The 23,924-nt window shown below is 72.6% G+C and carries 23 protein-coding genes; 7 read left to right on the forward strand and 16 right to left on the reverse strand.

Annotation, left to right across the window (positions count from 1 at the left end; all coding sequences use genetic code 11):
* Nucleotides 1–316: 316 nt before the first annotated feature.
* Entirely contained in the window at nucleotides 317–1,924 is a 1,608-nt protein-coding gene (locus tag ACFQ79_RS06345; protein WP_383579703.1) for a threonine/serine exporter ThrE family protein, read from the forward strand.
* Between the two features lie 191 nt (nucleotides 1,925–2,115).
* Here the strand turns inward: ACFQ79_RS06345 and ACFQ79_RS06350 are convergent, their stop codons facing one another.
* A complete protein-coding gene (locus tag ACFQ79_RS06350) occupies nucleotides 2,116–2,829 on the reverse strand; it encodes a DedA family protein (protein WP_383579705.1) in 714 nt (237 codons plus the stop codon).
* A 150-nt stretch (nucleotides 2,830–2,979) separates the two neighbouring features.
* Between ACFQ79_RS06350 and ACFQ79_RS06355 the strand changes: the two genes are divergently transcribed.
* Nucleotides 2,980–3,348, forward strand: coding sequence for a YbjQ family protein (locus ACFQ79_RS06355; protein ID WP_073907940.1), 369 nt, complete (start codon nucleotides 2,980–2,982; stop codon nucleotides 3,346–3,348).
* A 112-nt stretch (nucleotides 3,349–3,460) separates the two neighbouring features.
* Here ACFQ79_RS06355 and ACFQ79_RS06360 read toward each other — a convergent pair whose 3' ends face one another.
* Nucleotides 3,461–3,700 carry a TipAS antibiotic-recognition domain-containing protein gene (locus tag ACFQ79_RS06360; RefSeq protein ID WP_383579707.1) on the reverse strand — a complete coding sequence of 80 codons (240 nt, stop codon included), beginning with the start codon at nucleotides 3,698–3,700 and terminating at the stop codon, nucleotides 3,461–3,463.
* Between the two features lie 194 nt (nucleotides 3,701–3,894).
* Between ACFQ79_RS06360 and ACFQ79_RS06365 the strand changes: the two genes are divergently transcribed.
* Both ACFQ79_RS06365 and ACFQ79_RS06370 read left to right on the forward strand, forming a co-directional pair.
* Complete coding sequence (locus ACFQ79_RS06365) at nucleotides 3,895–5,178, forward strand: ion channel protein (RefSeq protein ID WP_383579709.1); 1,284 nt, start codon at nucleotides 3,895–3,897, stop codon at nucleotides 5,176–5,178.
* 46 nt (nucleotides 5,179–5,224) lie between these two features.
* Nucleotides 5,225–6,646, forward strand: a complete 1,422-nt coding sequence (locus ACFQ79_RS06370) for a glutamate decarboxylase (RefSeq protein ID WP_383579711.1) — start codon at nucleotides 5,225–5,227, stop codon at nucleotides 6,644–6,646.
* Between the two features lie 96 nt (nucleotides 6,647–6,742).
* On the opposite strand, the gene ACFQ79_RS06375 is transcribed toward ACFQ79_RS06370, so the two are convergent.
* The 7 genes from ACFQ79_RS06375 to ACFQ79_RS06405 all read right to left on the reverse strand — a co-directional run bounded on the left by ACFQ79_RS06375 (nucleotide 6,743) and on the right by ACFQ79_RS06405 (nucleotide 13,986).
* The gene (locus ACFQ79_RS06375) at nucleotides 6,743–7,849 is read right to left on the reverse strand and encodes a WD40/YVTN/BNR-like repeat-containing protein (RefSeq protein WP_383579713.1); all 1,107 of its coding nucleotides are present in this window, start codon (nucleotides 7,847–7,849) and stop codon (nucleotides 6,743–6,745) included.
* Between the two features lie 355 nt (nucleotides 7,850–8,204).
* Nucleotides 8,205–8,969 carry an ABC transporter permease gene (locus tag ACFQ79_RS06380; protein WP_383579715.1) on the reverse strand — a complete coding sequence of 255 codons (765 nt, stop codon included), beginning with the start codon at nucleotides 8,967–8,969 and terminating at the stop codon, nucleotides 8,205–8,207.
* Complete coding sequence (locus ACFQ79_RS06385; RefSeq protein ID WP_383579717.1) at nucleotides 8,966–10,036, reverse strand: ATP-binding cassette domain-containing protein; 1,071 nt, start codon at nucleotides 10,034–10,036, stop codon at nucleotides 8,966–8,968. Before ACFQ79_RS06385 ends, ACFQ79_RS06380 begins: the two co-directional genes overlap by 4 nt.
* A 117-nt stretch (nucleotides 10,037–10,153) precedes the next feature.
* The gene (locus ACFQ79_RS06390; RefSeq protein ID WP_383579719.1) at nucleotides 10,154–10,768 is read right to left on the reverse strand and encodes a PadR family transcriptional regulator; all 615 of its coding nucleotides are present in this window, start codon (nucleotides 10,766–10,768) and stop codon (nucleotides 10,154–10,156) included.
* 45 nt (nucleotides 10,769–10,813) lie between these two features.
* Nucleotides 10,814–11,353 carry a DinB family protein gene (locus ACFQ79_RS06395; RefSeq protein WP_383579721.1) on the reverse strand — a complete coding sequence of 180 codons (540 nt, stop codon included), beginning with the start codon at nucleotides 11,351–11,353 and terminating at the stop codon, nucleotides 10,814–10,816.
* A gap of 201 nt (nucleotides 11,354–11,554) precedes the next feature.
* A complete protein-coding gene (locus ACFQ79_RS06400) occupies nucleotides 11,555–13,012 on the reverse strand; it encodes an aldehyde dehydrogenase family protein (protein ID WP_383579723.1) in 1,458 nt (485 codons plus the stop codon).
* A 101-nt stretch (nucleotides 13,013–13,113) separates the two neighbouring features.
* On the reverse strand, nucleotides 13,114–13,986 hold the full coding sequence (locus ACFQ79_RS06405; RefSeq protein ID WP_356551563.1) for a helix-turn-helix transcriptional regulator: 873 nt from the start codon (nucleotides 13,984–13,986) through the stop codon (nucleotides 13,114–13,116).
* 306 nt (nucleotides 13,987–14,292) lie between these two features.
* Between ACFQ79_RS06405 and ACFQ79_RS06410 the strand changes: the two genes are divergently transcribed.
* Complete coding sequence (locus ACFQ79_RS06410; RefSeq protein ID WP_383579725.1) at nucleotides 14,293–14,790, forward strand: ATP-binding protein; 498 nt, start codon at nucleotides 14,293–14,295, stop codon at nucleotides 14,788–14,790.
* Between the two features lie 255 nt (nucleotides 14,791–15,045).
* Here the strand turns inward: ACFQ79_RS06410 and ACFQ79_RS06415 are convergent, their stop codons facing one another.
* The 5 genes from ACFQ79_RS06415 to ACFQ79_RS06435 form a co-directional block, all read right to left on the reverse strand.
* Nucleotides 15,046–15,258, reverse strand: coding sequence for a DUF397 domain-containing protein (locus ACFQ79_RS06415; protein ID WP_173861569.1), 213 nt, complete (start codon nucleotides 15,256–15,258; stop codon nucleotides 15,046–15,048).
* A gap of 262 nt (nucleotides 15,259–15,520) precedes the next feature.
* The gene (locus ACFQ79_RS06420; protein ID WP_383579727.1) at nucleotides 15,521–16,330 is read right to left on the reverse strand and encodes a hypothetical protein; all 810 of its coding nucleotides are present in this window, start codon (nucleotides 16,328–16,330) and stop codon (nucleotides 15,521–15,523) included.
* Entirely contained in the window at nucleotides 16,327–16,869 is a 543-nt protein-coding gene (locus ACFQ79_RS06425; RefSeq protein ID WP_383579844.1) for a SigE family RNA polymerase sigma factor, read from the reverse strand. Before ACFQ79_RS06425 ends, ACFQ79_RS06420 begins: the two co-directional genes overlap by 4 nt.
* Nucleotides 16,870–17,186: 317 nt before the next feature.
* The gene (locus tag ACFQ79_RS06430) at nucleotides 17,187–17,849 is read right to left on the reverse strand and encodes a hypothetical protein (protein WP_383579729.1); all 663 of its coding nucleotides are present in this window, start codon (nucleotides 17,847–17,849) and stop codon (nucleotides 17,187–17,189) included.
* Between the two features lie 144 nt (nucleotides 17,850–17,993).
* Entirely contained in the window at nucleotides 17,994–20,063 is a 2,070-nt protein-coding gene (locus ACFQ79_RS06435; RefSeq protein WP_383579731.1) for an FUSC family protein, read from the reverse strand.
* 65 nt (nucleotides 20,064–20,128) lie between these two features.
* Between ACFQ79_RS06435 and ACFQ79_RS06440 the strand changes: the two genes are divergently transcribed.
* Entirely contained in the window at nucleotides 20,129–21,016 is an 888-nt protein-coding gene (locus ACFQ79_RS06440; protein WP_383579733.1) for a hypothetical protein, read from the forward strand.
* Nucleotides 21,017–21,229: 213 nt separating this feature from the next.
* On the opposite strand, the gene ACFQ79_RS06445 is transcribed toward ACFQ79_RS06440, so the two are convergent.
* Together ACFQ79_RS06445 and ACFQ79_RS06450 are read right to left on the reverse strand one after the other, a co-directional pair.
* Nucleotides 21,230–22,468: a DUF2786 domain-containing protein gene (locus tag ACFQ79_RS06445; protein ID WP_383579735.1), complete on the reverse strand. Its 1,239-nt coding sequence runs from the start codon at nucleotides 22,466–22,468 to the stop codon at nucleotides 21,230–21,232.
* Entirely contained in the window at nucleotides 22,447–22,836 is a 390-nt protein-coding gene (locus tag ACFQ79_RS06450) for a winged helix-turn-helix transcriptional regulator (protein WP_383579738.1), read from the reverse strand. Before ACFQ79_RS06450 ends, ACFQ79_RS06445 begins: the two co-directional genes overlap by 22 nt.
* Before the next feature lie 83 nt (nucleotides 22,837–22,919).
* On the opposite strand from ACFQ79_RS06450, the gene ACFQ79_RS06455 reads away from it, so the two are divergent.
* Nucleotides 22,920–23,738 (forward strand): NAD(P)H-binding protein, encoded by an 819-nt coding sequence (locus ACFQ79_RS06455; protein ID WP_383579740.1) that lies wholly within the window; start codon nucleotides 22,920–22,922, stop codon nucleotides 23,736–23,738.
* The last annotated feature ends 186 nt before the right edge of the window (nucleotides 23,739–23,924 follow it).

The following is a 23,924-nucleotide window of genomic DNA, read 5'->3' on the forward strand; positions in this document are numbered from 1 at the left end:
GTTCTGAGCGTGTGAAGGCGGTGCACCCGTTGGGTGCACCGCCTTTCGCACATCCGTCGCACGCTCATACTGGAATCCACGGTTCCCGGGAAGTGAGGCGGACAGAGTGGTGGCGGAGCCGGACGGCTCGAAGGACGATCCGGAGGGCGGTCCGGAGCACGGTCCGTCAGGGGTCCCCGCGGACTCCCCGGCAGATCCCGCGGACTCCCCGGCGGAACCTGAGGACTCCCCGGCGGTCTCTCCGGAGGACTCCCCGGCGGAACCCGCGGACTTCCCGGCGGTCTCTCCGGCGGTCTCTCCGGAGGATCGGAAGCCGGTGTCGGACGAGGCGCGGAGCGCTTTCGTGCCGCCGGTCGGGGTGGAGCAGCCCGCGCCGCCGGAGGAGGAGCACCCGACCTCCGAGTTCGCTCTTCCCCGGGGGCTGACGGCGGAGCCGCCGGCCGAGCAGGAGGGTTCGGCGTTCGCGCCGCCCGCCACCTACTCGGCGAAGAACTCGCCGCCCGCCTTCACCCCGGCGTACGGGGTGCCCCTGGTGCGGCTCTCGCAGAACGCGCCGTGGCAGGACCGGATGCGGACCATGCTGCGGCTGCCGGTGGGTGAGCGGCCGGTGCCCGAGGCGCTGCGCAAGGAGGACGAGAGCGGTCCCTCGGTGCCGCGTGTGCTCGACCTGACCCTGCGTATCGGCGAGCTGCTGCTCGCGGGCGGGGAGGGTGCGGAGGACGTCGAGGCGGCGATGTTCGCGATCTGCCGCTCGTACGGTCTGGACCGGGTCGAGCCGACGGTGACGTTCACCCTGTTGTCCGTCACGTACCAGCCGTCGCTGGTGGACGATCCGATCACGGCGAACCGGACGGTACGGCGCCGGGGCACGGACTACACGCGGCTCGCGGCGGTGTACACGCTGCTCGCGGACATCAACGCGCGGGCGCACGAGGTGACGCCCGAGGAGGCGTACGGGCGGCTCGCGGAGATACGGCGCAACCGGCACCCGTACCCCGGCTGGGTCCTGACGGCGGCGGCGGGTGTGCTCGCCGGCGCGGCCTCGGTGCTGCTGGGCGGCGGTGCGACGGTGTTCTTCGTGGCGGCGCTCGGCGCGGTGCTCGGCGACCGGCTGGCGTGGCTGTTCGCCGGGCGCGGCATGCCGGAGTTCTACCAGTTCCTGGTGGCGGCGATGCCGCCGGCGGCGATGGGCGTGCTCCTGACGATGCTGCACGCCGATCTGCGGCCGTCGGCGGTGATCACCGGTGGCCTGTTCGCGCTGATCCCGGGGCGGGCGCTGGTGGCGGCGGTGCAGGACGGTCTGACCGGCTTCTACATCACGGCCTCGGCCCGGCTCCTGGAGGTCGCGTACTTCTTCGTCGCGATCGTGGTGGGCGTGCTGTCGGTGCTGTACATCGCCGTGCAGTTCGACGCGCAGCTGAACCCGGAGGGGAAGCTGCAGGCGGTGGAGCGGCCGGTGACGCAGATCCTGGCGTCGATGGTGCTGTGCGCGACCTTCGCGATCCTGTTGCAGCAGTCGCGGGCGACGGTGCTCTTCGCGACCCTGAACGGCGGGGTGGCGTGGGTGATCTACGCGTCGATAGCGGTGACCGCGGACGGGTCGACGGTCATGGCGACGGCGGTGGCGGCGGGTCTGGTGGGCCTCTTCGGGCAGCTGATCGCGCGATACGAGCACACCTCGTCGCTGCCGTACGTGACGGCGGCGATCGGCCCGCTGCTGCCCGGTTCGGCGACGTACTTCGGGGTGCTCGCGATCGCGCAGAACAACCTGGACCAGGGCTTCGCCTCGCTGGCGAAGGCGGCGGCCCTGGCTCTGGCGATCGCGATCGGGGTGAACCTGGGAGGCGAGCTGGCCCGCCTCTTCATGCAGGCGCCCGGTGCCGCGGCGGCCCGCCGCGCGGCCAAGCGGACCAGGGGCTTCTAGAACCTGCGGTGCGGGGGGGCCCGGTCGGTTCCGGAAGACCGGGCCGGGCAGGGCGGGGCCGAGCCGGGCGGGGCCGGGCGGGCCGGGCCTGGTACGTGTTCGGAACTGGCCCGGCTGTTACGGAGGACCGGGCACGCGGAAGGGCCCCGCACGGTGTGCGGGGCCCTTCCGGCGCTTCGAGCGGGTCCGGGTCAGCGCTTGGCGTGCCGGCCGCGGGGCGGGTTGGGGGTGCCGGGGGCGTCGTGGTCACCGGGGGTGCCGTGGTCACCCCTGGCCTGCTCCTTCTTCGACTGGGAGCGGGACCTCAGGACCTCGATCACGATCGGCACGACGGAGATCAGGACGATGCCGACGAGGATCATCTCGATGTGCTGGTGCACGAAGTCGATCTTGCCGAGCAGCGCGCCGAGGATGGTCACACCCGCGCCCCACAGGACGCCGCCGATGATGTTGTACGTGATGAACAGGCGGTAGTTCATCCGGCTGACGCCGGCGATGATCGGCGTGAACGTCCGCACGATGGGGACGAAGCGGGCCAGGATCAGCGACTTCGGGCCGTGCTTCTCGAAGAACTCGTGCGCCTTCTCGACGTTCTCCTGCTTGAAGAGCTTCGAGTCGGGGCGCTTGAAGAGGGCCGGTCCGACCTTGCGGCCGAAGAGGTATCCGACCTGGTCGCCGAGGACCGCCGCGGCCACGATCAGCGTGCACATCAGCCACAGCGGCATGTCCAGCTTGCCGGTCGTGATCAGCAGGCCGGTGGTGAAGAGCAGCGAGTCGCCGGGCAGGAAGAACCCGATGAGGAGGCCGGACTCGGCGAAGACAATGGCCAGGACACCGATCGGACCAAAGGTCTGGATCAAATAGTCCGGGTCCAACCAGCTCGGTCCGAGGGCAAGCGTGTTCACGGGTTCCGGGCTCCTGCGGTCAATGGGGGCATGGGGGACGGCTGGCCCCAAGCTATCAACGTGAACTGAACCCGGCCGGTTCCACCCGGGGCCCACAGGATGCGGAGAGGGCCCGCTCCCCCGAGGCTGTGGGCCAGGAGGTGTATGCCGATGGGCATCGAGGAGTACGGAGGCGGCCAGGGGTCGCACCCCGACGTACTGGTCGTGACGACGAACGACGTGCCGGGCTTCGAGATCCGGCAGGTGATCGGTGAGGTCTTCGGGCTCACCGTCCGCTCCCGCCATCTGGGCAGCCAGATCGGCGCGGGCCTCAAGTCGATGGTCGGCGGGGAGCTGAAGGGTCTGACGAAGACCCTCGTGCAGACCCGGAACCAGGCCATGGAGCGGCTGGTGGAGCAGGCTCGGGCGCGCGGAGCGAACGCCGTGCTGATGTTCCGCTTCGACGTGACGGACGCGGCGGACGTGGGCACGGAGGTGTGCGCGTACGGCACGGCGGTGGTGATCGCACCGCGCGCCTGAGCCCGCGGCCGGGCCCGGGCTCCCGCGTCAGGCGGCCGGACTCCCCGGTCAGGTGCCCGGGCGCTCCCGCGTCAGGCGCCCGGGCTCCCCGGCCGTACCCGGACGTCGCACGTCAGGCGCCCGGGCGTCGTGCGTTCGCCCGGACGGCGGCGTGGAGGTGCTCGGGCAGGCCCGCGTGGATCGAGTCCTGGAAGGCGTGGAAGTTCTCGTCGGCGAGGTACGTCCCGGCGAGCCCCTCATGGTTCTTCGGGTGGCACTCGAGGAACCCGGTGGTGATGCGGGCGGCGGTGGGCCTCGGCGAGGTCCACCGCCGCCTCGCAGCGGGGGGGGGGCGGGCCAGACCCCGCTCCATGAGGTCGGCGTAGGCGGCGCCCCGGGAGGACGGCGACCTCGTCGAGGGGGAAGCCGAGCGTCCGGGAGAACGGGATCCGCCGGAGCCGGTCGAGGTACGCGGGTCGACCTCCGGCCTGACACGACGTGAGGTGCACGTCCGTTCGACCTGAATTTCGGGATGTTCTGCGGCATTTGCTCACTTATGGTGGGTCGGTGGCCACCGATCATGCTCCGCCTCCTCCCCCCGCCGACACGAGCCCGCTCCGGGTCCTGCTCCCCCAGGTGCTGCCCGCGCTCGTGGTCGGCGTCGCGGCGAGCCTGCTGTTCCTCGGGATCGAGGCCCTCTCGGAGCAACTCCAGGACGTCCTCTGGGAGGACCTGCCGGACGCCCTCGGCATCGGCGACTACTCCTCCCTCTGGATCATCAGCATGCTCACGGCGGCGGGCATCGCCGTGGGCCTCGTCATCTGGAAGGTCCCCGGACACGCCGGGCCCGATCCGGCCGCCCTGGGCCTCGGCGGCACACCGCTGGCCCCCGGGGTCGTACCGAGCCTGCTGCTCGCGAGCACGCTCACGCTCGCCGGCGGGGTCAGCCTCGGCCCCGAGAACCCGATCATCGAGGCCAACATCGCCCTCGCCTACTGGCTGGGCCGCAAGGCCGCCCCCACCGTTCCGGGCGCCTTCTGGGTCGCCCTCGCCTCGGCCGCCACCATCGGCGCCCTCTTCGGCACCCCGGTGGCCGCCGCCCTCGTCATCTCCGAGGCCCTCGTCGGCCAACCGGGTCGCGGCTCGCTCTGGGACCGGCTCTTCGCCCCGCTCGTCGCCGCCGGCGCCGGGTCCATGACCACCCAGCTGCTGGCCGAGCCCACCTTCGACATGGGGCTCCCGCCCCTCACCGACCCCGGCTGGGGCGACCTGCTCGCCGCCCTGGTGATCGCCTCCGCCGCGGCCGTCTTCGGCCTCGCCGCGTGCTATCTCTTCCCCTACGCCCACTCCGCCTTCCACCGCCTGCGCCACCCGATGCTGATGCTGCCCGTCGGCGGCCTCGTCCTCGGCCTCCTGGGCGCCGTCGGCGGGCAGCTGACCCTCTTCAAGGGCCTGGACGAGGTCAAGGAGCTCGCCTCCTCGATCGGCAGCTGGTCCTCCGGCGAACTGGCCAAGCTGGCCGTGATCAAACTGCTGGCCCTGCTCGTCGCCGCCGCCTGCGGCTTCCGGGGCGGCCGGATCTTCCCCGCCGTCTTCATCGGCGCCGCGTTCGGACTGCTCGCCCAGGCCCTCGTCCCCGAGGTCCACCCGGCGGTCGCCGTCTCCTCCGCCGTCCTCGGCGTCCTGCTCGCCACCACCCGGCAGGGCTGGATCAGCCTGTTCGTCGCCGCTGTCCTCTCCGCCTCGCCCTCGTTGCTCGCCATGCTCTGCCTGGCCTCCCTCCCCGCCTGGCTGATCGTCACCGGCCGCCCCCAGCTCGAACTCGACGCCCAGGGCAAGTCCCTGCACTGACCCCGCCCCCTCGGGAGAACCTCCCCACCGGACAGAAGGAGTCCCCATGCCGCTCCACCACGGTCCCGCCGCCTCCCCCGCCGAGCCCACCCGCCGGCTCGCCCTCAATCCGTTCTTCGGGGAGGCCGCGAACCCGGTCGGCGGCATGACCGAGGCCCCGCCGCACCACCGGCTGCCCGAGGGACCGCTTCCCCCGGCGAGCGCCTACCAGCTCGTCCACGACGAGCTGATGCTCGACGGCAACTCCCGGCTCAACCTCGCCACCTTCGTCACCACCTGGATGGAGCCCCAGGCGGGCGTCCTGATGGCCGAGTGCCGAGACAAGAACATGATCGACAAGGACGAGTACCCGCGCACCGCCGAACTGGAGCGCCGCTGCGTCGCCATGCTCGCCCAGCTGTGGCACGCCCCGGACCCGGCCACCGCCGTCGGCTGCTCCACCACCGGCTCCAGCGAGGCCTGCATGCTCGCCGGCATGGCCCTCAAGCGCCGCTGGACCAAGCGGAACGCCGACCGCTACCCGGGCACCGCCCGCCCCAACCTGGTCATGGGCGTCAACGTCCAGGTCTGCTGGGAGAAGTTCTGCAACTTCTGGGAGGTCGAGGCCCGGCTCGTCCCCATGGAGGGCGACCGCTTCCACCTCGACGCCGAGACCGCCGCCGCGCTCTGCGACGAGAACACCATCGGCGTCGTCGCCGTCCTCGGCTCGACCTTCGACGGCTCCTACGAACCCGTCGCCGAGATCTGCGCCGCCCTGGACGCCCTCCAGGAACGCACCGGTCTCGACATCCCCGTCCACGTCGACGGCGCATCCGGCGCCATGGTCGCCCCCTTCGTCGACGAAGACCTGATCTGGGACTTCCGGCTCCCCCGCGTCTCCTCCATCAACACCTCCGGTCACAAGTACGGACTGGTCTACCCGGGCGTCGGCTGGGCCCTGTGGCGCTCCCCCGACGAACTCCCCGAGGAGCTCGTCTTCCGCGTCAACTACCTGGGCGGCGACATGCCCACCTTCGCCCTCAACTTCTCCCGGCCGGGCGCCCAGGTCGTCGCGCAGTACTACACCTTCCTCAGGCTCGGCCGTGAGGGCTACCGGGCGGTGCAGCAGACCTCCCGCGACATCGCCCGCGGCCTGGCCGAGCGGATCGAGGCCATGGGCGACTTCCAGCTCCTCACCCACGGGAACGAACTGCCCGTCTTCGCCTTCACCACCGCCCCCGACGTCACCTCCTTCAACGTCTTCGACGTCTCCCGGCGGCTGCGCGAACAGGGCTGGCTGGTCCCCGCCTACACCTTCCCCGCCAACCGCGAGGACCTGTCCGTGCTGCGCGTGGTCTGCCGCAACGGCTTCTCCGCCGACCTCGCCGGACTCCTCATCGAGGATCTGGTCCGGCTGCTGCCCGAACTGCGGAGCCAGTCCCAGCCGTTCACCCAGGACACGAGCGCGGCGACCTCCTTCCACCACTAGGGCCTGTCCGGCGGACCGGGGCCGGACCGGCGCCGACGCCCGTCCGCCCGTGATCCGCCGCAGGCGGCCCCAAGGCGCCTGCGGCGCCCCGCCCGGTCAGTCGCCGACCGGGGCGTCGCAGGCCAGCCGGAACTCCGACCAGCGCACCCCGTCCACGGTCAGCGCGTACTGGCAGCGCGACGCCTCCCGCAGCAGGCCCAGCGGGGTGCGGCGGGTGTAGTGCGTCCCGTCGTCGCGCCGGGCGAACGTACGACCGCCGTCCACGCTCTCGTACCCCGAGAGCTCCGCGCCGATCCCCACCCGGCCACCGGGCCCCGGGACCGGCAGACCGAGCAGGGTGCGGGGCTGCTCGCCCGGCCCCGTCGTCCACATCCGCTGCCAGGTCCTCCCGCCGTCCACCGAACGGTGCAGCGCGCGCATCGGGTTCTTGACGGGCTCACCTCCCACCAGCTCACCCATCTCCGCCGCGTACACCGCGTCCCTGCCCACCGCCACCGCCGTGTGCCACCCGGGGCTCGCGACGGGACTCGGCAGCCGGCTGACCGTCCAGCCACGCCCCCCGTCCCGGGAGACGGCGACCGCCGCCCGCCCCGACAGCGGGTCCGTGCCCGAGACCCACCAGGACCCGTCGGGCTCCGGCTGCTCCTGGGGCCGGGGATGCGCCCCCAGGAGGGGCATCCGGGCCAGCGCCCGGCGCCGCCCGTCCTGCGGCGAGATCACCACGAGACGCTCCCGCGCGCAGTCGTCGGGCAGGGCCTCGGAAGGCGCGGCGCAGTCGGTGCCGAGCACCGCCCCCTCGGGTATCTCCGGAGTCGTCCCGACCGTACGCCGTTCACCCGCCCGCCAGTTGCGCCCGCCGTCCTCGGTGAACCAGGTCCGCGCGCCCAACCCCGCGCCGCCCTCCTCGACGAGCGCCCGGCCGGGGCCGAGGGCCACCAGGTTCGCCGACACGCCGTCCGTCCCCGACACCCGCGGCAGCGGGGACCGGCGCAGCACCCATTCCTTCGCCCCGGCGTCCCGGACGGCCACGTGCTGCCGGCAGAAGCCGTTCTCCGGGGCCGCCGGGTCGCTCACGCACGAGGCGAGCAGGGCGAACCCGCTGCCGTCCCGCGCGAAGCCCAGACTGTGCGCCCAGCCGGGCAGCCCCGGGGCCGAGGGAACCCGGGGCGGCGCCCCGAACAGCCCCGGATCCGGACGCGCCACCGGCCCCTTGCCGGCCCCTCCCGAAGCGCCCGAACCTCCCGAAGCACTCGGGCCACCCGAGGCCCCCGGACTCCCCGAACCTCCCGAGGCACCCGGACTCCCCGAAGCACTCGGGCCACCCGAAGCCCCCGGACTCCCCGAGGCCCCCGGTCCCCCCGCCTCCACAGCCGGCTTCGACCCCGTACACCCGCTCAACACCACCAGCACCAGCGCCACGACGGCGCCGGCCACTCCTCCCACGGGCCTGCGCATCGCACGTCCCCCTGTCCTCCCTCGGGCGGTCCGCGGTGAACCGCTGCTTTCAATACACCGCTCACCGCCCTCGGGTTCCCACCTCCGCGCCACCGGTTCCCGGCTACTTCCCGAGCCGCCCGAACTTCCGTACCGCCAGCGGGAAGAAGACCGCGAGGAGCACCAGCGGCCACACCACCGCCGCCCAGACGTGCCCCGGCTCGCCACCCGGATTGCCGAAGAGGTCACGGACCGCCGTCGCCGTCGCCGACATCGGGTTCCACTCCACGAACGTGCCGAGCCAGCCCGGCATCGAGTCCGGCGAGGCGAAGGCGTTGGAGAGGAACCCGATGGGCCAGACCAGGATCTGCACCGCCTGCACCAGCTCGGCCCGCCCCGCGACCAGCGCGAGGAAGATCCCGATCCACAGCATCGCGAACCGCAGCAGGAGCAGCAGCCCCAGTGCCCCCAGGGTGCTCCCCAGTCCGCCGTCGGCCCGCCAGCCGATCGCGTACCCGACGCCGACCATCACGAGCAGCCCCACCGTCGACTGGAGCATGTCGGCGGCCGCCCGCCCCACGAGCACCGCGCCGTCCGTCATCGGCATCGCCCGGAACCGGTCGATCACGCCCTTGTTCAGGTCCTGCGTCACCGCCGTCATGGTGCCTTCGAGCCCGAACACCATGGTCAGCGTGAGCATCCCGGGCACCAGGAAGTCGACGTAGTCGCCGTCGACGCTCCGCCCGCCGCCGACCAGGTAGCCGAACATCAGCAGCATCATCACCGGGAACACGAGCCCGACCAGGACCTGCACCGGCTGCCGCGCCCAGTGCGCCAGCTCCCGGCGGGTCATCGTCCAGCAGTCGCTCACCACGTACGCCGCACTCATGCCGCCACCTCCTTGTCCTCACGCGCACCCGACGCGCCCGCCGCACCTGACGCGCCCGCCGCACCCGACGCACCCGACGCACCCGACGCACCCGACGCACCCGCCACGCTCGACGCACCCGCCGCATCCGGCGCACCCGTCAGATGGAGGAAGACCTCGTCCAGCGTCGGCCTCCGCAGGGCGATGTCCTCCGCCTCGATCCCGGCCGCCGCCAGCACCCGCACGGTCTCGGTGAGCGAGGCCATCCGGTCCGCCACCGGCGCGCTGAGCAGCCGGCGGTCGGCGTCCACGCTCACCTCGGCCCGCGGCACGGGCAGCAGCCCGACCGCCTCGTCGAGCCGCGCCCCGTCCCGTACGACCACGTCGATGCGGTCCACGCCGACCCGCGCCTTGAGTTCGTCGGCCGTGCCGTCGGCCACGACCCGCCCCTGGTCCACGACCGAGATCCGGTCGGCGAGCTGGTCGGCCTCCTCCAGGTACTGCGTGGTCAGCAGCACCGTGGTGCCCCCGCCGACGAGCGAGCGCACCGACTCCCAGACCTCGCCACGCCCGCGTGGGTCGAGTCCCGTCGTCGGCTCGTCGAGGAAGAGCACCTCGGGCTCCGTGATCAGCGAGGCCGCCAGATCGAGCCGCCGCCGCATCCCGCCGCTGAACTGCTTGACCGGCTTGCGGCCGGTGTCGGTGAGACCGAACCGCTCCAGGAGCTCGTCGGCCCGCGTGCCCGCGCGCCGCCCGCCCAGGTGGTGGAGCCGGCCGAACATCTCCAGGTTCTGCCGGCCGCCCAGCTCCTCGTCGAGGGCCGCGTGCTGCCCGAGCAGCCCGATCCGCCGCCGTACCTCCCTGGCCTCGGTCCGCACGTCGTGCCCCGCCACCCGCACCAGGCCCTCGTCGTGGCGGAGCAGGGTGGCCAGGATCCGCACGGTCGTCGTCTTGCCCGCGCCGTTGGGCCCGAGCAGGCCGTGGACCGTGCCGCGCCGGACCGTGAGGTCGAGACCGGCCAGGGCCTCCTTCTCGCCGTACCGCTTGCGCGCGCCCTCCACGAGGATCGCGTCCCCAGTCACTGCCATGTCGATTCCTCCAGAAATCGTCTTAGTCAAATTTGACCAGCTGCCGCCGACGGAGCAAGCTATGCCCTTCCCGGGGGTTAGTCAAACTTGATTAGCTTCTTCGGGCCGTGCGCGCGATCAGGTCGCGAAGGGGTTCTCCTCGCCCTCCGCGAGCACGCCGACGAACGGCTCGCCCTCGCCCGCGAACACGTACGCCCCGCCCTCGATCCGCTCGATCAGGCCGAGCGTCCACTCCTTGCCGGCGTCCGCCGAGTGGACCCACATGTGCATGATCTCGCCGATGTGCCCGAGCTGACCGGGGCCGCCCTCCGGCGTGTAGTACTCCGTGACCGCGGTCCGCCACTCGTCGAGCGCCCGCACCCGCTGCCGCAGCAGCTCCGCGGCCTCCGCCCGGGGCAGGTCCACGATGAAGCCGATGCCCGCCGACAGGACGTCCATCTTCTGGTCGTACGTGGTCAGCGCTTCGCGCAGCAGGGCGTAGTACTCCTCGAGACCGCGCTCCGTCAGCTCGTACTCGACGCGCGGCGGCCCGCCCACCGCGCTCGGCGCCACCTCGTGCGCGTGCAGCAGTCCCTGCTTCGCCATCTGCTTCAGCGCGTGGTAGATCGAGCCGGGCTTGGCGTGGGACCACTCGTGCGCGCCCCAGAACTCCAGGTCGTTGCGGACCTGGTAGCCGTGGGCGCGGCCGTGCTGCTTGACCGCGCCCAGGACGAGAAGACGGATCGCCGACATCCCACGTACCTCCTAGTCAATTTTGACCAGGGTACGCGCGCGTGGTCACCGCCCCTGTTCCGCCGCGATCAGTTCGAAGGAGGTCTTGCCGTCCAGGGACTCGCGGATGACGTCCGCGTGCCCGGCGTGCCGGCCGGCCTCCTGCACCAGGTGGAGCAGCATCCAGCGGACCGAGACCCGCCCGTCCTCGGGGAACCAGGGCGCCTTGGGCAGCGGGAAGGTGTCGTCCAGGCTCGGCACCGAGCGGATGTACTCCTCGGTCTCCTTCGCCACGCCCGCCCAGAACTCCACGATCTCGGGGATCGTCTCCTCGTCCACGAGCCGGAAGCCCTCGCCCCAGGTCTCCTGGGAGCGCTGCCGCTCGTTCGGCGACTGCTGGGCCAGCCGGAGCCAGTTCAGCTCGACCTCGGCGACGTGCTTGAGCAGCCCGGAGAGGCTGAGCTCGCTGGCGCTGGGGCGACTCGCCGCCTGCTCCTCGGTGAGACCGAGGAGGGAGCGGCGGATCGCGGCACGCTGGGCCTCGACGAAGTTGAGGAGCGCGCCGCGCTCGTCGCCGTGAGCCTCCGTGGGAACCAGAGCCACCATGATGTCCGCCTTCCGTAGCTGAACCTTTTCGACACCGACCACGCTACGGAGGCTTGCGGACAGGGAGTGTCCTCAAGAGCGCAGTGTCCTCAAGCGGGCAGCGTCCTCAAGCGGGCAGCGTCCTCAAGCGGGGAGTGCCCTCAAGCGGGGAGTGCCCTCAAGAGGGCAGTGTCCTCAGGCGGGGACCGCCCCCAGGGGGAATCAGAAGGGGAAACGGCTCCGGCCGTGCTGGATCGAGATCCACTTCTGGGTGGTGAAGCTCTCCACCATCGCCTCGCCGTTGAGCCGCCCGACGCCCGAGTGCTTCTCGCCGCCGAAGGGCACGATCGGCTCGTCGTGCACGGTGCCGTCGTTGATGTGGATCATGCCGGTGTGGATGCGCTTGGCGACCCGTACGCCCCGCTCGACGTTCCCCGTGTGGACGGCACCGCTGAGCCCGTACGGGGTGTCGTTGGCGATCCGTACGGCCTCCTCCTCGCCGTCGAACGGGACGATCAGGGCGACCGGTCCGAAGATCTCCTGGCCCAGGATCGCGTCGTCCGGGGCGAAGCCCGTGAGGACGGACGGGGAGACGAGGTTGCCGTCGACCGTGCCGTGCAGGAGCGCCGTGGCGCCCGCCTCGACCGTCTGGTCGACGAGCGAGGAGACGGCCTCCGCCTGCTGGGAGTTGATGAGCGGACCGATGTGGGTGGCGGGGTCGGCGGGGTCGCCGACGCGCAGGGTCTTCACCTTCGCCACGAACTTCTCGGTGAACTCCTCCTCCACCGTCCGGTCCACCAGGATCCGGTTGGCGGCCATGCAGACCTGCCCCTGGTGCACGAAGCGGCTGAAGACGGCCGCGTCGACCGCGTAGTCCACGTCGGCGTCGTCGAGGACGATCAGGGCGCTGTTGCCGCCGAGTTCGAGGACGGCGTGCTTGAAGTTCTGCGCGCAGACCGTCGCGACGTGGCGGCCGACCTTGTCGGAGCCGGTGAAGGAGATGACCTTCGGGACGGGGTGGGTCAGGAGCGCGTCGCCGATCTCGGCGATGTCGGTGACGACGACGTTCAGCAGACCGGCCGGGAGGCCGGCCTCCTCCAGGACCTTGGCGACGAGGGTGCCACCGCAGATCGGGGTGTTCTGGTGCGGCTTGAGGACGACGGCGTTGCCGAGGGCCAGCGCGGGCGCGACCGACTTGATCGACAGGAGGAAGGGGAAGTTGAAGGGGGAGATGACACCGACGACGCCGACGGGGACGCGGTAGACGCGGTTCTCCTTGCCGTCGACCGGGGACGGCAGGATGCGCCCCTCGGGGCGCAGCGCCAGCTGCACCGCCTCGCGCAGGAACTCCTTGGCGAGGTGCAGCTCGAAGGCCGCCTTGAGACGGGTGCCGCCGAGCTCGGCGACGATCGTCTCGGCGATCTCCTCCTCACGGTCCTCGACGATCCGCAGCGCACGCTCGAAGACGAGCCGACGGGTGTACGGGTTGGTCTCGGCCCACTCGGCCTGGGCGCGCTCCGCGGCACGGTACGCGCGGTCGACCTCACCGGCGGTGGCGACCGTGATCGACGCGAGCTTCTCCCCCGTGTACGGGTTGAAGTCGATGATGTCCCACGAGCCGCTGCCGGGCTTCCACTCGCCGTCGATGTACTGGTGGGCCAGGTCGGTGAAGTGCGACATGGATCGAGACCCCTCTACCCGCTCTACTTCCGCACGGATGACAGAAGTGACGTGGAAACGCCGAAACGTCGGCACTGATGTCACGTCATCGTACTGATGTGTCAGGTGAGTTGGAGGAGTCCCCGAAGAAGGTCCCGACTTTCGGCCGGATCCGGCCCTTCCTTCTGCAGCCGCTCCATCACACGCTGGTACTGGGCGACCTCCTCGCGCTTGTCGAGGTAGAGGGCGCTGGTGAGTTGCTCCAGGTAGACGATGTCGGAGAGGTCGGACTCGGGGAAGCTCAGCATCGTGAAGGCGCCGCTCTCGCCGGCGTGCCCGCCGAAGCTGAAGGGCATGATCTGGAGCGTGACGCCCGGGTGCTCGGAGATCTCGATCAGATGCCTCAACTGGCCCCGCATGACGGACCGGTCGCCGTAGGGGCGGCGCAGCGCGGCCTCGTCGAGCACGGCGTGGAACTGCGGGGCGCGCTCGGAGACGAGGACCTTCTGCCGTTCGAGGCGGAGCGCGACGCGGCGGTCGATCTCGGCGGCCGGGGCGCCGGGCATGCCCCGGGTGACGACGGCCTGGGCGTACGCCTCGGTCTGCAACAGGCCGTGGACGAACTGGACTTCGTAGACGCGGATGAGGGAGGCGGCGCCCTCCAGGCCGACGTACGTCTGGAACCAGCCCGGCAGGACGTCGCCGAAGCTGTGCCACCAGCCGGCGACGTTGGCCTCGCGGGCGAGCCCGAGGAGCGAGCCGCGCTCGGCCTCGTCCCCGACCCCGTACAGCGTGAGCAGATCCTCGACGTCCCTGGCCTTGAAGCTCACCCGTCCCAACTCCATACGGCTGATCTTGGATTCGGACGCGCGGATCGAGTAACCGGCCGCCTCGCGGGTGATCCCGCGCGACTCGCGCAACCGCCTCAGCTGTGAGCCCAGCAGGATGCGCCGCACCACACTCCCGCTCGCTCCGCCCGATTCGCCTGCGGTCACGGCTCCCAGCCTCCCCTTACGGTGTCGAGCCCCCGTCGAGCCCCGGATTCTGCCACCAAACGCTTCAGCGCGTACACATTCGATTACGGAAAGACGGCGAGATCCGGGCAGTCGCGGAAAGTTCCCCTTCCGCGGCGGACGACTTATGCACAGATTAGGCACGGGGACGGACAGGTCCGGCGCGTGCACGTGCATCTGCCCTTGCATCCAGTGGTCGCATTCGGAACCATGGACCCCGCGCAGCCGCGTACTCGTTCGTGTTGTCGTGTTGTCGCACCACAGTCGCGATTCCCGGGAGTGCCTCGCATGGGGACGAATGGATCGACCGTGCTCGAGCCGTTACGGCAGGGCCTTCCGCCGATCGATCCCGGCGCCGTCTCCACCTCCGCCTCGTGCGCGCTGCCCGCGCGGTACGAAGCCGTGCGCGGAGCCCGGAAGTTCACCAGCTCGACACTCGACCGCTGGGAGCTGACCGAGCGCTTCGACGACGTGGCCCTGGTCGTCTCCGAGCTCGTCACCAACGCGCTGCGCCATGCGGTGCCCGCCGACGCGCCTCAGGAAGAAGGCCAGAATCCACCGGTTCGCCTGCATTTGATGCGCTGGTCCTCACGCCTGGTGTGCGCCGTGCGCGACCCCAGTCGGGAGAGCCCGGAGGCGCGCGGCGGCGAGGAGGACTTCGCCGCCGAGTCGGGACGCGGACTGTTCCTGGTGGACTCGTTCAGCGACAGCTGGGGCTGGCATCCGCTCGCCGGCACGCTGCGGGGCAAGGTGGTGTGGGCGCTGTTCCGGATCGGTCCGGAGTAGCCGCGCCGCACACCGTACGGACGGACGACGGACGAACGACGGACGTACCGGCGTACCGGCGTACCGGCGTACCGACGTACCGACGTACCGACGTACCGACGACGAAGGAAGGGCCCCGGCCGCATCGGCCGGGGCCCTTCTTCCGTATGCCAGTGGCCTGTGGGTCCGTGGTCAGTGGCCCGTGGGTCCGTGGGCTGTGGTCAGCAGCCCGTGAGTCCGTGGTCCGTGGTCAGCGGTCCACGCATCCGCTCGCGCTCACACCAGGTGGTCGAACTCGCCGTCCTTGACGCCGAGGAGGAGCGCCTCGATCTCCGCCGGCGTGTAGACGAGGGCGGGGCCTTCGGGGTGACGCGAGTTGCGTACGGCAACGTTTCCCCCCGGCAGTTTGGCGAACTCCACACAGGATCCCTGGGAGTTGCTGTGCCTGCTCTTCTGCCACACGACGCCTCGCAGCTCCGTGGCCGCCATGCCGTTGTACGCGCGATGCGCATGATGCACTGGTAGCTCCCCGAGTTGCTTGGTGCAGGTGTCAACTTCCTCGGATCATAGCTGTGTTCATATGCCGATGCATGAGCAGATGCACGTGCACGGGGGGTGGCGTAGCGGCTACGCGACAGAGCGTGCTACCAGCGAGTACGGCGCCGCGCCCACCCTCACCCTACGGGTCCCGATCTTCGATCGGCGGCCCAGGAAGACACCGCCCCCGCAGCGCCCCCAGCACCGCCCCCGCTCAGGAGGGTTCGCTCCTGGGGATCAGAGGCAGCTCGGAGAGGAGTTCGCCCGACCGGTCGTACAGCGCCGTGCCGACCTCGCCCATTCCCGGCCCGGTGTGCACGTACCAGACGCCCCAGCCCGGCTTGCCCGGCAGTTCGAGCAGGGTGGCGACGACCTTGCGGCCCTCGGCGTTCTTCAGCTCGACGCGGCCCGCCGCACGGGTCCCGTAGTAGAGCCCCGAGTGGAAGGCCCCCTTCGGGTTGCCCTCGCTCTGATGGCTCACGCCCGGCTCCATCACGTCGATGTTGCCGTCCGTGACGCTCCGGACGTTCTCCATGCCGTCCGGCCCGACCCAGTGCTTGCCCTCGGCCGTCAGCCAGACCTTCCAGCCCTTCCCCGCGTTCACCCGCTCGCCGGAGGCCACGACCCTGATCGGGGTCGGGCCCGGCGCCGGCGGTCCGTCGCTCGTGCGGACCGACGGCGCCGAGGTCGGGACGACGGTCGGCGGGACGGCGACGGGAGCCGGTCCCGGGCCCGCCGGGGACGGGCGTACGGGGGTCAGGACGACGACGACGGCCACCACGGACGTCGCGACCGCGAGCACCGAGAGGGCCGACAGCGCGGTCGTACGGCGCCGGCGGCGCGCCCTGCCCGCACGCCGGACGGCCTCCAGGGGGAGCGGCCCCGGGGTGACGTCGGAGGCGGCCCGGGCGAACACCGCGTGCAGGTCGGGCTCAAGGCAGGGGTCGGACGGGGAACAGGAGTCGGGCCGGGAACAGGAGTCGGGCCGGGGATCGGGGGGTGTCGTCGGCCTTGCGGGGGTCATCGTCGGGCTCCGGTAGGGGCGGGGAGAGGCGGGGCGGGGACGGTGACGAGCCCCGGGTGGGCACGCAGCGCGGACAGACCGCGCCGGGCGTGGGTCTTGACCGTGCCGATCGAGCAGTTGAGCACGCTCGCGATCTCCAGCTCGGTCAGATCCTCCCAGTAGCGGAGCACCATGACCGCGCGTTGACGGGCGGTCAGATCCGCTAACGCGGCCAGCAGCGCGGTGCGTTGCTCGACCGCCTCCGCATGCCCCGCGGAGGTGTGGCGCAGCGACTCCGGCAGGACCGGCGTCAGGAGATGGACGACCCGCTTCCGGCGGACCCGGCTGAGGTTGTTGTTGATCAGCGCCCGGCGTACATAGAGGTCGATCTCCCCGCGCGGAACCCGCCGCCACCGCGCGTACACCTTGGCGAGCGTCGTCTGCACCAGGTCCTCGGCCTCGTGGAAGTCCCCGGTCAGGAGCTGGGCCGTCCGCACCAGACGCGGCCAGGCGGCGACGGCGAACTCGGTGAATCCGTCGTCCTCCGAGGTCGCGGCCACCCTGGTGGTCGCGATCGCCCTGGCGGTCGGGGCCGTCCCAGTGGTCGCGGCCGTCCTGGTGGCCCCGGCGGTCCCGGTGGCCCCGGCGGCCGTCTTGGCCTCGGCGACCCGGGTGGCTTCGGCGACCTCGGCGACCTCGACGATCTCGGCGATCTCGGTGACCGCGGCGACCTCGGCGACCTCGGTGACGGACTCGTGCGGCACGGTGTCGGACCTCGCGATCGGTCGGTGGACGGTGGCTCGACGGAGCCGTGGAGCGGAGTGGGTGAGGCGGCGGGGCCCGCCCCGTGCCGGGCCCCGCCACGTTTCTGCCGCGGTCAGCCGCGGCCGGCCGGGAAGTCGAAGCCCGGGAGCTCGGCCAGGAGCTTGCCCGCGCGGTCGTAGAGAGTGACGCCGAGGCTGCTGCCGCCGTTCCCGTCCGCCGGCACGGTGTGGGCGTACCAGACGCCCCAGTCGGGGCGGCCGGGAAGGGCGATGAGGGTGGCGACCGTCTTGTGGCCCTCGCCGTCGCTCAGTTCGACGCGGCCCGCCTTGCGGGTCCCGTAGTAGAGGCCGGAGTGGAAGACGCCCGTCGCGTCGCCCTCGCTCTGGTGGCTCACGCCGGGCTCGGAGCGGTCGATGTTGCCGTCGACGACGCTGCGGAAGTTCTCGTAGCCGTCCGGGCCCGTCCAGTGCTTGCCGTCGCGGGTCAGCCACACGGTGAAGCCCCCGCCGGCGTCCACGCGCCGGCCGGGACGGACGGTGCGGACCGGGTTCGGGGCGGGCGCGGCGGCCTTGGCCGGGGTGACCTTCCCTGGCTCGGTCCGGGCCGCGGTCCCGGTCGCGGGAGAAGCGGCGGAGGCCGCGGAGGTCGTGGAGGCCGCGGAGGCGGTGGAGGTCGTGGAGGCGGTGGAGGTCTCCGTGGGCGCTCCGACGGCCGACGGTGCCGCGATCGCCACGGCCGCCACGACGCCGGCCGCCGCCAGCCAGTACTTCTTCATGCGGATGCTCCTGGGATGGGATGTCGGTGGAGGACCGCGTACGTCCGCGCCCCTCTTCCCCTACCAACTCCGCCCGACCGCGTGCCGGATGACATGCTCGCGAAATTCGTCCGGGACGGCGTGCCCGCCGGGCGGTGGGCGGCGCTACCGCGCACGCGCCCGCGTGGAGTCCGTCAGGGCCGTCGTGACCTCGTCCAGGGCCTCCAGGAGGAGGACCGCGCCCTTGTGCAGCAGGAAGTGGTCCGGCGCGTCGCCGGACCAGGCGTCGACCGTCTCGCGCAGCTCGTCCCAGCCGGGCGCCCTGCGCTCCCGTACGTCCTTGGCGCCCCGTTCCGTCGCACGGCGCAGGGACTCCGCGAGGGTCGCGGCGGCCGGCACGGGCGGGGCGCCGGGCTCCGGCAGGTGCGCCTCCATGAGCATCGCGACCCGCCCGAACTCCGCGAGCGCGTGGTCGGCCTGTTCGGTCGCCGCGTGCGAGAGGCCCCGGTGCCGTACGGGTTCGTGCGTCGCCCTCTCCACGGCCTCCTGCCAGGCGATACGGGCCTCGCGGGTGTTCAGGAGCGCCTCGCGGACATCGGGGCTGCCGGGGCCGATCGGGTCGGCGTACCGCGCGATGACGACCGCCCCGTACCCGCCCACCGACGTCAGCCAGTCCGCGAGCCGGCCGCGCAGCCTGGGCGTCTCCCAGGCCGGGTAGACGGCGTACGCCAGCATGGCGAGGACCCCGCCGAGCAGGGTCAGCGTCACCCGGTCGCGTACCGTCTGGCCGACGCCGGCGCCCTCCATGCCGAGCAGGAAGACGACGTACGCGGCGACGAAGACCTGACTGGCGGCATACCCCGTCCGGATGAACAGGTACATCGCGAAGGCGCACACGACCGCGAGCCCGGCCGACAGGTACACGCCCGGGTGGGCCGACTGCACGACCGCCGTCGCCAGGGTCACCCCGACGAGCGTGCCGCCGAACCGCGCCACCGAGCGCGCGTACGTCTGCGAGAAGTCCGGGCGCATCACCATGACCGAGGCCATCGGCGCCCAGTAGCCGTGCCCGAGGGGGAGCACCGTGCCCAGCAGGTAGCCGGCGGCCGTGACCGACGAGACGCGGATCGCGTGGCGCAGGATCGGCGAGTCCCGGCGCAGCTCGGCGCGCGCCTTCGCCACGACGATCGGGGTCAGACGGACGAGGGTGGGGCGTTCCCGGGGTGTGGCGCCGTGGCCCGAGGTCTCCGTCCTCGGATCGGCCGTGTCGACGACGTCGCCGAGCAGCGCCGTGAGGCGGATGGCGGCGCGGCGGGGCGGGCCGTGCAGGATCGAGAGGGTGTCCGGGCTGTGGAGCGTGGCGACGGCGGGTGCGGGGAGGATGACCGGTTCGCCGTGCCGGATCGCGTGCGCGGCGGCGTCCAGGACGGTGCCCGCCGCCCCGAGCAGCTCCTGTACGCGCGCGCGTGCCGGGCCTTCCTCCGGGACGCCGACGGCCGGGTCGGCGAGGGAGGCGAGGACCGGGCGGATGCGCTCGGCGAGGCCGCGGGCGCCGTGGAGCTCCGCCGGGCGGCGACGGGCCTGGCCGGGTGTCACGGAGGCCGCGCTGCGGGCGGTCATGAGGGGCAGGGGGTCGAACGGAGCGACCGGGTCGTGGCGCAGGCGGCGGGCGTAGTCCGCCTCCGCGGCGAGCGCGTCCGCGAGGGCGTCGCGCTGGGCGCCCCAGTGGCGGACCGGGAGGAGGACGACCAGGCCGGCCTGGACCACACCGCCCGCGAAGATCATGACGGCGTGGCCGGCGGCGGTCGCGACGGAGGTGGGGAGGGTGACGGTCACCAGCATGATCGCCACGTTGGAGGAGGCGATCATGCCGGCGGTGGGCCCCGCGGCCCAGGCGAGACCCGAGAGGAAGGTCCAGAGGACCAGCAGGGCGAGGAAGAGGATCTCCTCGGAGCCGACGAGATAGCCGAGGAAGGTCGACACGGCGAGGCTGGCGCCGGATGCGAGGGCGAGGGTGGGGCGGGGGCGCCAGGAACGCTGGAAGGTCGCGATGGCCGCCTGGAAGGCGCCGAAGGCGGAGGAGGCGGCGACGGCGGGGCCGAAGACGGCGAGCGAGAAGCCCATGACGAGGGCGAGCCCGAGGGCGGCGCGGGCGGCGACGACGGGGTCGAGCCGCCGCCGCTCGACGGTGAGCCCGGAGCGGGCGGTCTCCTTCAACGCCCGGAGCCAGCTCATGCCCCGAGCGTATCCGCGGCACGGACATAACGGCTCATTTCTCCCATGCGTGGGATTCTGTGTGCATGACGTCCGATGTCACGGCCGCCGAGTGGGCCGTGCGGCAGGTCGCCTCGGTCCGGGACGACCCCGCCGGGCGGATGGCCCTGATGGAGCGGTGCTACTACGGCCCGTTCGGCAAGGCGCCCCAGCACCTGCCGTTCCGCCGGGCGGCGATGTCGTTCATGCGCTGGCAGCTGCGGCGTGGGGTGCTCCAGCCGGGCTTCGCCGAGCGGCCCGGCAGCCCGTGGTGGCGCGCGGTGAACGAGCGCATCCTGCGGGACGGCTGCGAAGCGGTGGGGCTGAGCGGAGGGCTCCCCGGGCGGCCCTCGTCCCCCTCGGTCCACCACTGGCTGTCCTTCGTCCACTACCCCACCGCCCGCGCCTGGTACCGGGCGCACAACGGGAGCGTGGTCGCCGGCTACCTCGACCACCGCGACCTCGCGGAGGCCGAGACCGAGGCCGAACGGTTCTTCATGAACGTCGTCCTCTGCCGCGTGCTCTACTCCCACGCCCTCGTCGCCGCGCCCGGCCTCTCACTCGGCCGGCTGCGCCCGCTCGCGCCGTTCCTCGGTGACCCGAGGCTGGGGATGGCCGGGGTCTTCCTCCAGCTGTCCCGTGTGCTCCCCGACGAGTACCCGCTCCGCGACAGCGTGCGGACCTATCTGCGCGGCGAGGTCGGCTTCGGCCGCCTCGTCGACTTCGGCGTGATCGTGCCGCGCCTCCAGCAGCTGTACGAGTGGTCGGCCCACGAACTCGTGGCCCCGGGCCTGCTCGACTGCGTCCGCGACGGCTCCCTCGTCTACGCCTGGGCGTACGAGGACCGGAACGTCTGGAGGCCCCCGGAGACGTTCACGGTCCGACTGGCCCACCGGGCCCTGCCACCCGAGGGGCGAGCCCGGCGGCGGCCCTGACGGGGGCGGCCGGAGGGGGCGGACCGGACGAGGGCGGCCGGAGGCAGCGGCCCTGACGGGGGCGGCCGGAGAGGGCGGACCGGACCGGGGTGGGACGGGGAGGGTCGCCGAGGCACCCCGGCAGGGGCAGGACAGGGAAGGGCGCCGGCGCACCCGCCTCAGCGCCTGTCCTCGGCGCCTGATCTCGGCGCCCGTCCTCAGCGGCCCGCCCCCTCAGCCCCGGCCCTCGACCCCCCGCCGCTCCGGTCCGAGCCCCGCTCGGTCCGCCGCCGAGGCTCCGTGCGTCCAGCCCTCCTCGTCCCAGGCCGCACGCACGCGCGTGGCGCGGGTTTCCGGGAAGAGTTCGTCCGTGCGGGTGGTGACCGCCAGGTCCCTGGAGGCGAGGGCCGGGAGGAGGGTCGGGGCCTCGGAGGCCACGCGGCGGGACGTCGCCGCGAGACGCGCGCCGAGCCGGTTCGCGTACGCCAGCAGGAAGGACTGCCGGAACGACTTCGTGCGCTTGCGGCCGCCCGCCCGCTGCTCCGCCTCCGCCCGCGTCATCGCCGCCGTCCCCTGCACCAGCAGCGACGTGTACAGCAGCTCCACGGGGTCGAGATCCGCCTCGAAGCCGACCACCGTCGAGAAGCCGTACGTCTCGTTCCACACCGCCCGGCAGTGGTTCGCCGTCGCGACCGCGTCGAGCAGGATCGCCTTGGCCTGCTCGTACGGCGGCTCCACCCCGATCCGGATCGCCCCCGGCGTCTCCGGCGACGGCGCCCCCGCCGCGAGCGTCGCCTCGTCCAGGCTGTGCCGCGCCATCAGCTCCTGCGCCTTGGCCGTGAGCGCCTCCGCCTCCTCCGGGTACCCCGTCGCCTCCGCCTTCGCGAGCAGCGCACGGATCCGGGTCAGCATCCGCGGCTCCCCGGCCGTCGCAGGCGGCAGCGCCTCCCCCGGCACCGGGCCGACCGCGTCGAGCCTCGGCAGCCGGACCAGGAGCCGGTACAGCTCCAGGACCGTCGTCGCGTACGAGAAGCGGTCCGTCGGCCGGCCGGGCGACGCGTCCAGTTCGTCGAGCTGGGCCCGCCAGCGGTGCGGCAGCCTCTCGTAGCGGGCCGTCTCGGTCAGGACCAGGTCGGTCAGCACCCGGAGGTGCGTGTCGGAGAGGTCGCGGCGGGCGATGCGGACGAGGTCCGCGGGCTGCCAGCCCCGCCCCCACAGGGTCCGGACGAACTCCTCGCCGCGCCGGGCCAGTTCCGTGTCGGCGTCCCGGTCGGCGGCCAGCAGGGACGCCGCCGTGTCGAGGGACCCGTCGTCGCTCGCGTACAGGGCCTCGAAGGCCCTGTCGACCGTACTGCCGGTGCTGCCGGTACTGCCGCTGCTGCCGGGGTCTCCGCTCCTGCCGCTGCTCCTGCCGCTGCCGGTGTTGCTCGTGCTTCCGGTGTCGCTGGTACTCACGCCGTCCTCGTGTCCCATGCCTCGCGCGACCGGGCGATCACCGAGCGGTGGTCGAGCGACCAGTCGACGAGCTGCTTGATCAGATGGGTCATGCTGCGCCCGGTCTCCGTCAGCGCGTACTCGACCTGCGGCGGCGTCGTCGGGTACACCGTCCGCGAGACGAGCCCGTCGCGTTCGAGACGGCGCAGCGTGAGGGTCAGCATCCGCTGCGAGATCCCGGTGACGAGCCGCTGGAGTTCCCTGAACCGCCGCGGTCCCGCCGCGAGTTCGACGACCACGTGCACGGTCCACTTGTCGCCGAGCCGGTCCTGGACGTCCCGTACCCCGCAGTCCTCCGCGCAGCTCACCAAGGGTTCGGTGGTTACCTCCGCGTGCCCCTCGGACATCGATGTGCCTCCTTCCGCGATCTTCCCCGTCCCCCCACGATGGTCTCAGCCATCCCGTCGTCACCACGGCCCCAGGGGGAAACATGCTGCTCGTCACCGGTGTCTCCGGTGCTCTCGGCTCGCTCGTCGCCGAACGGCTCGCCGGTCGCGAGGACGTCGTCCTCGGCACCCGCGCGGGGCTCCCCGGCGCCCGCCGTCTCGACTTCGACGCGCCCGAGACACTGCCGGAGGCCTTCGCCGGGGTGGAGACGGTGCTGCTCGTCTCGGCAGGCTACGGGGAGGACGACACGGTCGTGGCCCGTCACGAGGCCGCGATATCGGCAGCGGAGGCGGCGGGCGTGCGCCACGTCGTCTACACCAGCCTCTCCGGCTACGGCGACCACCTCACGTACGCGCTCGCCCACCGCTGGACCGAACGGCGGCTGCGGAGCTCCGCCACCCTCGACTGGACGATCCTCCGCAACGGCCTCTACGCCGAGTTCCTGGCCTGGATCGCCAGGCCCGACGCCGAGAACCGGATCACGGGCCCGCTCGGCGAGGGCCGCCTCGCCGCCGTCGCCCGCGCGGACCTCGCCGACATCGCGGTCTCGGTCGCGACGGACCCGGCCGCCCACCGGAACCGGGTGTACGAGCTCGTCGGCGAGCGCGCCCTGGGCGGCGCCGGCCTCGCGGAGGCCCTGGGCGCCACGTACGCCCCCGGCACGCTCGCCGACGCGCGCGCCGCGATCGCCGCGTCCGGGGCGGTGCCGTTCCAGGTGCCGATGCTGGCGAGCACGTACTCGGCGATCGCCCACGGCTTCATGGACGGTGAGGAGGTGAAGAGCGACCTCCGCGCCCTGCTGGGCGGCCGCGAACCGCTCGACGCGCTCGACGTGTACGTGAAGGCCGTACGGGAGAGCTAGACCCGGTCCGGGGCGGGCAGCCCGCGCACGGGTGGTCGGACCCGGCTCGGGGGCAGGGCCGCGGCTGCAGGCCGGGACGGAGACAGGGCCGCGGCTCGGGGGCAGGGCCCCGGCTCCGGGGTAGGGCCAGGCATACCCCCTGGACGCCCGCCAGTGGTCGTGATCGGCGGCCGCGCGAACGGTTCG

This window comes from Streptomyces sp. NPDC056480 (assembly GCF_042795405.1).
GTDB lineage: Bacteria > Actinomycetota > Actinomycetes > Streptomycetales > Streptomycetaceae > Streptomyces.